The sequence below is a fragment of the Lachnoclostridium sp. MSJ-17 genome (assembly GCF_018918205.1).
Classification (GTDB): domain Bacteria; phylum Bacillota; class Clostridia; order Oscillospirales; family Acutalibacteraceae; genus Ruminococcoides.
Genome location: NZ_JAHLQB010000088.1, coordinates 16,793 through 28,724 on the forward strand (window position 1 = coordinate 16,793; position 11,932 = coordinate 28,724).

Here is an 11,932-nt window from a genome sequence, read left to right on the forward strand (position 1 = left end):
TGTTTGCAATAATTCGACAAAATTATTTGAATATATGCAGAAGCTTTTCGCGGATTTTTCTGACGTAAATCATGACAAACGACGTGAGCGCAAAATCATAGAGCAGAAAAAACAGGTTGCCGAACGCCAAAAACACGAGAGGCATATATATCCCGAAAAGCGTGAATTCCTCGGCGGGAACCGCAAGCAGCTTTGTCGCGATAAAAAACGAGCCGACTGCCGCTGCGTTGAACACGGCGAATTTGAATACATACTGGATCACCCTGCTTCTGAGTCTGCCCTCGATAAACGCCTTGAGCACGGGATAATACCCGAAAAACAGCGCGAAATACAGCACGGCTTCCTTGTCGCCCGCGATAAAAAACGAGAGAACTGACACCACGGCGTAAACGCCGAGCGCCCATTTTGCGCCGTATTCAACCACTATCGCGATCAGAAACGCTCCCGCGAAGCACGGCAGAGCGTAGGTTCCGACCGGAATCAGCGAGGTCATCAGCATAAGCGCCGCCGCGAGCGCGGCTATTATCGCACACAGGGCGATTTTGAAGGTCGGCTTCTGAATAGGACTTTTCATATCAGCATGACCTGCAGCAGCTGCACAAACAGTTTGCGCACATACACGCCGAACAGATATCCCACGCCGAGCAGCCGCCTGTATCGTAGACATTGGTTGTGTTGTAGCCGCCGTAATTGTAGGTGCGCTGGGCATTCATATTGTTGACGGCGGTGCGGTATTCCTGATTGTTGGGATCCATGCTGACCGCCGTCTGAAATTCAGCGTTTGCCTGATCGCTCCAGCCCCTGCGGTAAAAACACATTCCTCTCAGGAAATGCCACTCCGCGTCGCGCTCGTTTTCGGGAATGCCGTTGAGTACGGTCTCAGCCTCGTTGATCATATTGCGCTGGATATAGATGCGCACGCTGTTGTATTTTGAATAGCCGTAGCCCGATGAATTATAACCCGAGGAGCTGTATGCTGACGAGCCTGTTGAACCCGTGCCTTTGCCCTTCTGACGCATACGGTTTATTTCGTCGTATGCCTCGTTTACCTCTTTCATCTTCTGCTCCGCAACATCGGCGAGCGGACTGTCGGCGTAATTGTCGGGGTGATATTTTTTCGCGAGATTGCGGTATGCTTTTTTTATTTCTTCATCCGTAGCGCCCGGCGAAACGCCGAGCACCTCATAAGGATTGCTCATTTCTTTCCTCCCTGCGGTCCGGTCAGCACGCTGTTTTGTTTCAGCGGAAATCCGAACAGCATCATATTATCGAGAATACCCTTGAAATCCCTGATATCCAGCAGGTTGTAAGCGTCATAGGCTCTGGCAAGCGACTGACTCAGCAAAGCGTTCATATATCCGCGCAAATCATCTGTTTCAATCGTCATAAACGGGTTGAAGCTCCCGTGCTTTTTGTCCTTTTCATAATCGTCGGCAGCGTCCATAAGATAAACCCACCTGCCGAGGTGGTACCCGCATTCGTATAAAACGCGGGCTTCGGACTCGTTTCTGCCCTCCGCCTTCATTATTTCGGCGAGCATGCAGGCGGTAGGATGCGCCGCCTCGTCAATCGACGGCTTGTCCTTCTTTTCAAGTTCGATCTGTGAATCGAGCATATCACGGACAATCGTATCAAGCTCAGGGTATCGCTTTGCGGCTTTCTTTCTGCAGTGCGAGAAAAACGGTTTTATCATACGGACAGCCAAAGCCCTGAAAAAGCCGCTGTCGTTGATATCGTCGCAGAGCTTGTAGTAAACCGAAATAACCGTAAGAGCCGCCGCCTTGCTGTAGCAGTCGTCCTCACAAAGGGCGTATTTGCATTTTTTCAGGGGATTGAACCGGCACCTTCCGTCCCGAAAGCCCGTACAGCTTCTTTTCAGAGACATCAGGGTGATCGCATAAAACGTACAGTCGTAGCTCAGGGCAAAACGCGCAAAAACCGAATAGTCCTTCCCAAGCTGTCTGCACAGACCGCAGTAAACGGACTTATACGCTTCATATTCCCTGACCTTGAGTTCCGCCTTGTCGATTTGCAGATATCCGAACATATACGCTCCCATAATATTTTTTGGTTTATAATTATACCATATATATCGTGATTTTTCAATAGTTTGTCAAATTATTTTTTCTATAATCGAATTTTGGCAGGGCTTGATTCAACTGTTGAAGAAGTGTATAATAAGAGCGGTGATATAAATGAATGTTTATGACTTTGACAAGACGATCTACGACGGAGATTCAACCGCCGATTTTTACATTTTCTCGCTGAAACGGCACAAAAAAATCCTCTGCCTTGCGCCCTCGCTTTTGGGTGCGTTTCTGAGGTTCTATCTGTTCAAAAAAGGCAGCAAGACGGATTTCAAGCAGGTCATGTACCGCTTTCTGAGATTCTGCGACGTCGACCGCGACGTTAAGGACTTCTGGAACTTAAACCGCGCGAAAATCAAAAAATACTACTTGAATCAGCAAAAGGGCGACGATGTTATTATTTCCGCGTCACCTGAATTCTTGCTTGAACCGGTATGTGATATTCTCGGAATACGTTATCTGATGGCTTCGCGTGTGGATAAATATACCGGAAAATACGACGGGATCAACTGCCACGGCAAAGAAAAGGTAAAGAGATTTTACAGCGAGTTTCCCGGCGGAAAAATCGAGGAGTTTTACTCGGACAGCTACAGCGACACTCCCCTAGCGGAAATCGCTGAAAAAGCGTACATTGTGAAGGGTGAAAATCTTTCGGAATGGAAATTTGAAAAGAGGAACTGAAAAATCAGCTCCTCTTTTTTCGTTTTTATTCGCAGCCGCAGCCGAACGGAGTGCCGGAGGAATCGCTATCGGCGGTGCTGGGCGGGAAGAAGGACTCCGTCGGGAACTCGATCTTGCTGAACACCTCGCACGGGTCGTCGGTCTTGGCAGCGCACTCCTTTCTCGGAACGCAGAAATCGTAGGAAGGAATCATCAGCTGCACCTTTCTGCTGAGCTGAACGATAGAAAAGATTCCGAGAGTTACGAGAATATGCTGTGCTGCCGGAACTACAAGCTCAGCGCCGAAATAGTTGGCGACCGCCTCGGGCACAAACGGAAGAATATCGGGCGCCGTTACCGACTCTACCGAGGAAGCGAGCGCCATAGGTGCGGATACCTGAACGGTCACATCCGGCGCGGTGCTGACAACTCCGCCGCAGCTTTCGAAATCCCTCGCGTCAACCTCGGGCGTCTTGTCGCCCGAAAAAATCTTGGCGTTTGCGTCGCTTCCGTAGAGCACCACGCGCTTTGAGGCGGTCGCAAGACCTGTCACCGTCGCGGGAATCGTACCCTTGCCCGTGTAAACCTCGGCTCCGACCGCGATATAGAATATGACGTCAACGGCATAGTACCCGCGGTTGAAGGCGACGGAGTCGACCGAAATATTAGCGGTCAGGACGCTCGCCTTTGTGACGCGCACCGAAGCGGCTGTCTCAACCAAATTCTGATCCTCAGCTGTGAAGAATACCGTCAGGTCTTTAAGACAATCCTTCGCGCCGCAGCTGTCATAAATGCGCGGCGCTTCTATGCAGACCGGGTCAAACCGGACTTCCTGACCGTCGCCGTTCTGCGCGGTCTGAGCCTCATTGTCAATGCTGACTTCCGACATAAATATAACCTCCATATAAGTATTTACAGTCTGACTGTAATACCATAATATGGAGGTTAAACTGTTGTGTGATTATCTTGCTGAGAATTTGGACAGATATTTTCTGAACAGTCCGCGCAGATACGACGGGTCGGAGTAGTTGTAATTTGAGAGAGAAACAAATATCTCACTCTTGTCGGTGTTATAGCTCAGAATTGAGGAATAAGCTCCGCATCTGCCCGAAGCGGATAGCCTGTCGCCGCTGATATACATTCCGCACGAATATCCGTTTTCTTTCGACGTGCGCATCTTGTTTATAGATTCATCGCTGAGGATTTTGTCGTAAAAAATCCCGTCCGTCCACTTGAGCAGATCGGAAATGTTTGAGATCATTCCGCAGGCTGAATATCCTACGCCGCTGTAGCAGAGCTTTTCTCCCTCGGAATCGCCGTCATACGGGAGAGCAAGCTTATCGTCCGGCTCACACGAGGTCGCGTTCATCGCAAGAGGCTTGAAAACCGCGGAATACATATAATCTCTGTAGCTCTCTGAGCTTGCCTTGGCTATAATATCGCCGAGGAGATAGTAGTTGCTGTCGGAATTCTCAAACGAGGTCGAAGGTTCAAAGTGCAGATCCTGCGAAAGGATCCAGTCGAGGATGACAGACTTGTTTTCCTCAAAGGAGTTGTCCTCCTTGATTTCATCATTGATGGCAATGTGCAGATTTGCCGCCATATCGCTGATATCGCTGCGGACAATGTAGTTAGGAATGCCCGAGGTCATGTTGAGCAGGTTATCAACGGTAATATCCCCGCCGTATTTGTAATCGGGAAAGAATTTGTCAATCGTATCGTCAAGGCTTAGCTTGCCGCTGTCAACAAGAGAGAGAACAGCTGCCGCGGTCATCTGCTCCGTGATGGAGCCTATATAGAACCTCGTGTTGATCGAGTTGTTCTTATGATTAATGGCATCCGAAGAACCTGTCGTGCTCAGATATTCAAAATCGTTGCCGAGCTTGGTGTAGATTACGCCCTTGAAACGTCTCTCCGATACATAGTCGTTGAACGCGGAGGTTATCTCGTTTGTCTTTTGCTTAATGGAGAGAAAATCATAATGCTTGACGTTAGCCGCCTCGTCAATTGTGCCCGCAGGCTTCACCTGTACGGTAGTAGGCGCCGCGGTGGTCTCAGCGGTCGTTTCCTGCTGTGATTCCTGCTCAGAACCGCAGCCGCAAAGCAGCATGCACGCGGCAAGCGGTACACAGATTATTGTCTTGATGAGTCCGGACAAATCAATCACCTTCTATAGGCAATACCACACAATTACGGTGTGCGGATTGCGAAGTTAGATTTTTCGTCAGAGTGCACAAATAAATTGAGGTAAGGCTGACGCCTTGCCGAGATTTTTTGGACAGTCTGGCGGAATAATATTCAAGCAAGGCGTACGCCGCGAATTGTGCGGTGGTGCCTATATTTTTTCCATCTTACAGAAATTAGCCATCAGCTTTTTTGTGCCCGCCTTGTCAAAGGCAATTTCGAGCAGAGTGTCGTTGCCCATCTTCTCGGCTGTCATTATCATTCCCTTTCCGAACAGCTTGTGAAGGACAACATCGCCGACCTTGTAGGTCACGCCTGATTTTGCGGCAGGCGGCTGATACGCGCCGGCTCTCGGCACTCCCGCCATAGGCTTTGCGCTCTTCCCCGCTCCGACGCTGATTTTTCCTCCTGCGCCGGCGGATGAATAAGAATATGCCGACGATGTTCTGAGTCTTTCCTCGCCCGTGCGCTCGACAAGTCCGGACGGGATCTCACCCAAAAAGCGGGATTCCTTGTTATATGTAGTGGAACCGAAAAGCATTCTGTACTTTGTCTTTGTAAGATAGAGCTTTTCCTTGGCGCGCGTGATGCCGACATACGCGAGCCTGCGCTCCTCGTTGATTTCCTCGGGATTGCCGATTGACGCGTTTGACGGGAACAAACCGTCCTCCATTCCCGTGATGAATACTACCGGGAACTCAAGACCCTTTGCGCTGTGGAGCGTCATCATAACGCAGGTGTCGGCTTCGGCGTCGTAGTTATCGATATCGGTCATGAGCGAGATTTCCTCGAGGAAGTTTGACAGATCGGCTTCGTCGCCGTAATCCTCCTCAAATTTGATGATATTTGAGGACAGCTCCTCGATGTTCTCAATGCGGACGTCGGCATTTTCCTTTTCGGTACGGAGATAATTCTCGTAACCCGTATGCTCGATAATAAGATTGTATAATTCCGCAAGAGAATAATCGCCGCTGCTCTCCGCCTCGATCAGACCGTCGATAAGCCTGACAAATTCTTTGAGCTTTGAAGCCGCGCGAGAGAGCTGAGGATAGGCGTCAGCGTCCTTTATTACGGAATATATGCTCTCGCCGAGTCCCGCGGCGATCTCAGCTGCAACCGCTACGGTTCTCGCGCCGATCGAGCGCTTGGGTACGTTGATAATACGGCTGAGACGGATATCGTCGTGAGGGTTGTTGATGACCTGAAGATAGGCTACCATATCGCGGATTTCCTCGCGGTCGTAAAAGCGGTGACCGCCTATGATGCGGTGAGGAATGCCGCTGCGCGAAAGCAGCTGCTCAATGGCGTTTGACTGGGCGTTTGTGCGGTAAAGAATCGCGTAATCGGAATACTTTCTTCCGTCGGCAACGCCGTCCATGATCGTCTTGGCGATAAAATCCGCCTCGTCGCGTTCGCTGTCGCAGGTGTGAATGACGATTTTGTCGCCCTTGGGATTGTCAGTCCATAGAGTCTTTCCCTTGCGTATGGTGTTGTTCGAAATAACTCCGTTCGCGGCGTTGAGGATATTCTGTGTGCTGCGGTAGTTCTGCTCAAGCCTGATAACCTTCGCTCCGCTGAATGTATTTTCAAACGAGAGAATGTTCTCTATAGTCGCGCCGCGGAACTTGTAAATACTCTGGTCGTCGTCGCCGACTACACAGATGTTTCCGTACTTCTTTGCAAGCATCGACACGAACCGGTACTGCACCTTGTTGGTATCCTGATACTCGTCAACCATTATATACTTGAACTTGTTCTGGTAATATCCCAGAACCTCAGGCTCCTGCTCGAACAGCTCGACAGCCTTGCAGAGAAGGTCGTCAAAATCCATTGCGTCAGCCGTTTTTAGTCTGGTCTGGTAGATTTCGTAGATTTTTGCTACAAAAACCTTACGGCTGTCATATTCCGCGTCCTTGAGCATCTGCTGAGGCGTAAGCATTTTATCCTTAGCCTTTGAGATCTCCGAGAGCACGCTTCTCACGGGCAGCTGCTTCTCGTCGATCTGCAGCTGCTTCATAACATCCTTGACAAGACGCTTCTGGTCGTCGGTCGCGTATACCGTGAAGTGGCTCGAATAACCGAGCCTGTCTCCGTAAAGTCTGAGAATGCGCGCGCATGTCGAGTGAAATGTCGCCGCCCAGATATCCGCGCCGCCCTCGGGAACCGTGTTGCAGATACGCTCCTTTAGCTCGCCCGCCGCCTTGTTGGTAAAGGTGATGGCGAGGATATTCCACGGCTTGCAGAGCCCCGACTGCAATATGTAGGAAATGCGGTTGACGAGAACCGTGGTCTTGCCGGAGCCCGCTCCCGCGAGTATAAGCAGAGGCCCTTCCGTGGTGAAAACCGCCTGCTGCTGCATCTGATTCATAAAAGAAAACTGCTGCTTTAAATCATTTTGCATTATTCTGACTTCGTCCTTGTAAAGTGATAAAAGAAAGGGCGGACAAGCCGCCCCTGTGTTTTATTATTTAATGCTGTCCTGATACTTCTGGAGAATCTCGGCAGCGTTGTCCGCAACGATAAGGCTGACGAAATTGCCGTCCTTTGTAACCTTGCAGTTCTTGACCATATCGAGCTTTTCGGGAGTGTAGGAAGCATACTGGCTCACGATTGAGTTGTAACGCGTAGCAAGAGCCTTCTCGACCTCTGCTGCTGCGTCCGCATCGGTAGCCTCTACCATGATGATCTCAACGGGAGCGTTGTTGTTGGAATCGATCTCCGCGGCAAACTGCTTTACGCTCTCGGGCTTGATGGAATAGTACTTTGAGAGGTCATCCTTGCTCTCAAGTGTCTTGAGGTTCAGGCTGTAGGTGCTGTTGATGTCGGACATGACCTTGTTAAGGTCGGAACCGCCGCCACCGCAGCCCGCAAATACGGACACGCACATAATCGCGGCAATTACAAATGCAATAATTCTTTTCATATACGTTTTTCTCCTTTTACAATAATGTACCATTATATTATAGTATATTTTTTTGAGTTGTCAATAACTTTCCGATTTTTTGTGACTAATGTCAACGGATTTCGGAAATACAAGCCGTATCGCGCGGGGTACATTCTCAATTGTGACCGGCTTATCCGTTCGCTCGTGCTCGCCGTCGAGAGACCAGTCTATCTTCTCTTTGCTTTCAAAGGTCACCTTGGGCGTGCTGAAAACAGTGATCAGACCGGAATCATATTTGCCGCTGAGTACGGCGCGGACAATATCGTTGAATTCAAAAATATTCTTCGGTCTGCGGATCAGCACCACCTCGTGCAATCCGTCCTGCAGATCGACGACGTCTCCGTCAAAGTGCAGCAGACCTCCGATTGAGGTCGAGTTGCTGACCGAGCCGTAGATATAGTCGTCCTCGTAGGTATTGCCGTCGCTGTCAGTCAGCCTGACATGGTAGGATCTGAGGTTGACAAGCTCCTTCGTGCCCGTGATCACATAAGCAAGATGACCGAAACGCTGCTTTAAATTGCGCGGAGTTGCGTATGAGCTCTCCGCGAAAAGTCCGAAGGATGCGACATAGATAAAATACTTTCCGTTGAAGCTGCCGACGTCGAGCTCCTGCACGACTCCGTGACTCAGGTCGATTATTGACATGAGGATATCGGAGCTGAGTCCCATGTTCTTTGAAAAGTCGTTGGTCGTACCGGTCGGTATATAGCCTATAGCGGGGCGGTTTACGAGCGGCACCACTCCGTTCACGACCTCGCCGAGCGTACCGTCGCCGCCGCAGCAGACAATGAGATCGACATTCTCTCCGTACTCGCGCGCGAAATACATCGCGTCATCTTTCCGCTTAGTCATCAAAGTCGTCGTTTCGATGCGTTTTTTCTTTAATATTGACAAAATGTCATCGATGTATTCGGTTATCATCGTCCGTCCCGAAACGGGATTTACAATCAGAATGGCTTTCATGCTCAGACTCCGGATTATTTTTCTTTATCGGAATAATATACCTTCGTTTCCGTAATTAGATAATATCATAATCACAGTATTATTTCAATCTTTTTTATTTTATCCTATTATTGAAAAAACAATACATATATGCGATAATAATTGTAATAGTCAAAATATTTTTATCAATGGAGGATGCGCTATGATACAGGAAAAATTTACCGATTTATTTCTTCCCTATCCCGGTCACGGTGACCGTCATGTTCGCGTATATGTGCCCGAACATGAGGAAAATGAAACCCTGCCCGTTATTTACATGACAGACGGACAAAATCTGTTTGACGAAAAACTTGCCGTCTGGGGCTGCTGGCACGTTCCCGAAACGGTCAGAGCAGAGCTTGGAAACAGCGGCAAAAAGGCGGTGATCGCGGGAATTTTCAATGATTCAAACCTTCGCGACAGCGAGCTGACTCCCGGAAGCATCGGAGAGATAATCTGCCCGGAAAAGCTTCCCGACCTCACGACTCCGCAGGGCGAGATATTTGATGAATTCGTCGTCAATACCGTGATGCCCGCCGTGGAAAAGCAATTTCCGGTAAGCCGCAAAAGAGAGGACACCGCTTTCTGCGGAAGCTCCTCGGGCGGACTGCAGGCGTTCTTCACGGCGCTGAGCCACCCGGACTTGTTCTGCGCGGCTGGCGTTCTCTCTCCCGCCTTTCTGCTTTATTCCGCCGGGGATATGAGAAAATGGATATATTCAAGGCTCGGTGAAGTTCTGCCGTATCTCTATATCTACACAGGCGCCGGCGACGAGCTTGAGATGAATATTTTTGAAAGCGTCGAGCAGACCTACGATATACTTACGGAGTGCTATCCGTTTGACAAGCTCAACGAAGTGGTTCTGTTCGAAGAAAAGCACCACGAATCCGCGTGGGAACCGGTTTTCGGAGATTTTCTCCACACCTTCCTTGAGCGCCGCAGTGAATTTTGACTAACCGCCGAAGCCGCGGGAAACGATATCCTCCCAAGCCTCAGCGTCGATTTCTTCATCTTTGAACAGCTTTTTTCTGTCGGCTTCGGTTATTTCTCTGATAACTCTGCACGGATTTCCTGCCGCAATGCTCCACGGCGGAACGTCGCGGGTAACAACGCTTCCCGCGCCGATAACACAGTTTGAACCGATCGTAACTCCGGGAAGAACGACCGCATTTCCGCCGATCCAGACATTGTCTCCGATCGTGACGGGCTTGCCGTACTCGTAGCGGGAATTGCGCGTATCGGGATGAACGGGGTGTCCCGCTGTGTAAATCGACACATTGGGCGCAAACAGACAGTTGTCGCCGATAGTAACCTTTGCCACATCGATGATAGTGCAGTTGTAGTTGGCAAAGAAGTTTTTGCCGATTTCAATGTTAAAGCCGTAATCGCAGTAAAACGGAGGGTTGACAAACGCGTGATCCGATTTTCCGAACAGCGCCTTCAAAACCTTCATTATCCCGGGGTAATCCGACCTGTCCATACAGTTCAGATACTGCAAAATTTTGCGGCTTTCTGCCTGCTGATTCATAACCGCGCTGTCTGATATATATGCCATATCCTTATCTCTGCGTTCGATATGATCCATTGTGTCCTCCGATCCTGAGCGTTTCTTGGTTTGATGATTCTTCTATAAATGCAACTGCCTGCCAAAATGCCCTTGCGTTCTATCAATCACGTCCGTTTTGCAACGGAACGGTTGATTCTGTTATACACAGGCTTCATAGTCAGCCCCTGGATAACCGTGGTGAAAAAGACTACCGCGTAGGTGCCGCCGAGAATGATGTAATAGATGTTCTCCGGGAGCATTTCCTTTGTGCTCATTGCAAGGGCTACAGACAAGCCGCCGCGCAGTCCGCCCCATGTCAGCAGCTTGATAAAGTTCAGTCTGTCGTAGCCGTCCGGGATCCTGCCCATGACGAGCGAGGACAGCGAAAGGCTTCCGGCTCTGGCGATAAGATTTGCCGCGATTGCGACTAGCGACAAGAGAATAACGTGCTCCATTTGCAGGATCCGCACAAATGATATGCCCAGCATGACATATAAAATGGAGTTGAACAGCGAATCAAGCGTTTCCCAGAAGGAGTCAAAGGCTTCGGCGTCATCATTTTCTTCATTTGAAAAACGTGAACGCAGCGCCGAGAACATTATTCCGCAGACGACGGAAGCGATCGCGCCCGAAAATCCGCAGGCTTCACAAACCGCGTAGGAAAGCGATACCGAAAGCAGGCTGATAAAAATCCCGAGAGTTTTGTTTTTGGTGAAGCGGAACATCAGGAAGCACAGTCCGGTCGCTGCAGCGCCGACCAATACCGCGCCGAGGATCTCTTTGAGCATAACCGCGAAAAATCCACCCGAAGAAGTTGCCGTCGCCATACCCGAAAAACAGACGAACAGCGCGACGCCGACTCCGTCGTTAAAAAGCGATTCTCCCTGAATCAGAAACGAGATATTTTTCGGCAAACCGAATTTGCTGAGAATACTCGTCGCAGCAATCGGGTCGGTAGGCGCGATAATGCTGCCGAACATCAGGCAAACAGGAAGCGAGATGTTCAGCCCAAGCAAAACTGACGCGCCGAAGAAAAGCGCTCCGTAAAAGACCGCTCCGAGGAGAGTGCATACAAAGGCGAGCACCGTGACCTGACGTGCCTGCGCCTTGAAATCGGACAGCTTCATATGACAGGAGCCCGCGAAAAGCATGAAGCACAGCACGCCCTCAAGCAGAAAGCGTTCGATATTGACAAGCTGCGTTTGCTTCAACACGGTGCCCGCGTCGGTTCCGTTAAAAACCACCGCGCCCAAAAGCAGCAGCGCGCCGACTGCAATCGAAAACAGCATCAGTGATATCTCGTATGTAAGCTTTGTGACCTTTTCGTTGAAAAATCCGAGCAGACACACCAGCGCAATAATTGCGACGAAAAGATAGAGATTCATATTGACCCTTCCCAAAATATTTTTTGGTAACTATTCAGAACGATAAAAAATTGTATACCTGCACAAAAGAAATTTTGAAATATCGAATAGCCGGCATGCAGATGAAAGAAGTACAAATTGGTCATACGCTATGCTCTCCAGAGGC

12 protein-coding genes are annotated in these 11,932 nt (G+C 49.7%); 2 read left to right on the forward strand and 10 right to left on the reverse strand.

Going from position 1 to position 11,932, the window contains the following annotated elements:
- Nucleotides 1-22 precede the first annotated feature (22 nt).
- From KQI64_RS07755 to KQI64_RS07765, 3 genes are read right to left on the reverse strand one after another with little or no spacing between them, the layout of a single operon-like run.
- Nucleotides 23-574, reverse strand: coding sequence for a hypothetical protein (locus tag KQI64_RS07755; RefSeq protein ID WP_216524137.1), 552 nt, complete (start codon nucleotides 572-574; stop codon nucleotides 23-25).
- A 1-nt stretch (nucleotide 575) separates the two neighbouring features.
- Complete coding sequence (locus KQI64_RS07760; RefSeq protein ID WP_216524138.1) at nucleotides 576-1,199, reverse strand: J domain-containing protein; 624 nt, start codon at nucleotides 1,197-1,199, stop codon at nucleotides 576-578.
- The gene (locus tag KQI64_RS07765) at nucleotides 1,196-2,059 is read right to left on the reverse strand and encodes a DUF5685 family protein (protein WP_216524139.1); all 864 of its coding nucleotides are present in this window, start codon (nucleotides 2,057-2,059) and stop codon (nucleotides 1,196-1,198) included. Before KQI64_RS07765 ends, KQI64_RS07760 begins: the two co-directional genes overlap by 4 nt.
- Before the next feature lie 136 nt (nucleotides 2,060-2,195).
- On the opposite strand from KQI64_RS07765, the gene KQI64_RS07770 reads away from it, so the two are divergent.
- The gene (locus KQI64_RS07770; RefSeq protein WP_216524140.1) at nucleotides 2,196-2,768 is read left to right on the forward strand and encodes an HAD-IB family phosphatase; all 573 of its coding nucleotides are present in this window, start codon (nucleotides 2,196-2,198) and stop codon (nucleotides 2,766-2,768) included.
- Nucleotides 2,769-2,793: 25 nt separating this feature from the next.
- Here the strand turns inward: KQI64_RS07770 and KQI64_RS07775 are convergent, their stop codons facing one another.
- From KQI64_RS07775 to KQI64_RS07795, 5 genes are all read right to left on the reverse strand, one after another.
- On the reverse strand, nucleotides 2,794-3,636 hold the full coding sequence (locus KQI64_RS07775; RefSeq protein ID WP_216524141.1) for a hypothetical protein: 843 nt from the start codon (nucleotides 3,634-3,636) through the stop codon (nucleotides 2,794-2,796).
- Nucleotides 3,637-3,708: 72 nt separating this feature from the next.
- The gene (locus KQI64_RS07780; protein ID WP_216524142.1) at nucleotides 3,709-4,905 is read right to left on the reverse strand and encodes a serine hydrolase domain-containing protein; all 1,197 of its coding nucleotides are present in this window, start codon (nucleotides 4,903-4,905) and stop codon (nucleotides 3,709-3,711) included.
- Between the two features lie 177 nt (nucleotides 4,906-5,082).
- A complete protein-coding gene (locus KQI64_RS07785) occupies nucleotides 5,083-7,299 on the reverse strand; it encodes an ATP-dependent helicase (protein ID WP_253289234.1) in 2,217 nt (738 codons plus the stop codon).
- A 96-nt stretch (nucleotides 7,300-7,395) separates the two neighbouring features.
- Nucleotides 7,396-7,854 (reverse strand): DUF4358 domain-containing protein, encoded by a 459-nt coding sequence (locus KQI64_RS07790; RefSeq protein WP_216524144.1) that lies wholly within the window; start codon nucleotides 7,852-7,854, stop codon nucleotides 7,396-7,398.
- Between the two features lie 60 nt (nucleotides 7,855-7,914).
- Complete coding sequence (locus tag KQI64_RS07795) at nucleotides 7,915-8,838, reverse strand: diacylglycerol/lipid kinase family protein (RefSeq protein WP_216524145.1); 924 nt, start codon at nucleotides 8,836-8,838, stop codon at nucleotides 7,915-7,917.
- 181 nt (nucleotides 8,839-9,019) lie between these two features.
- Here KQI64_RS07795 and KQI64_RS07800 point away from each other — a divergent pair, with 181 nt between their 5' ends.
- On the forward strand, nucleotides 9,020-9,808 hold the full coding sequence (locus KQI64_RS07800) for an alpha/beta hydrolase (RefSeq protein ID WP_216524146.1): 789 nt from the start codon (nucleotides 9,020-9,022) through the stop codon (nucleotides 9,806-9,808).
- Here the strand turns inward: KQI64_RS07800 and KQI64_RS07805 are convergent, their stop codons facing one another.
- Together KQI64_RS07805 and KQI64_RS07810 are read right to left on the reverse strand one after the other, a co-directional pair.
- Entirely contained in the window at nucleotides 9,809-10,441 is a 633-nt protein-coding gene (locus KQI64_RS07805; RefSeq protein ID WP_216524147.1) for a sugar O-acetyltransferase, read from the reverse strand.
- Between the two features lie 86 nt (nucleotides 10,442-10,527).
- Nucleotides 10,528-11,787, reverse strand: coding sequence for a cation:proton antiporter (locus tag KQI64_RS07810; RefSeq protein WP_216524148.1), 1,260 nt, complete (start codon nucleotides 11,785-11,787; stop codon nucleotides 10,528-10,530).
- Nucleotides 11,788-11,932: the final 145 nt, after the last annotated feature.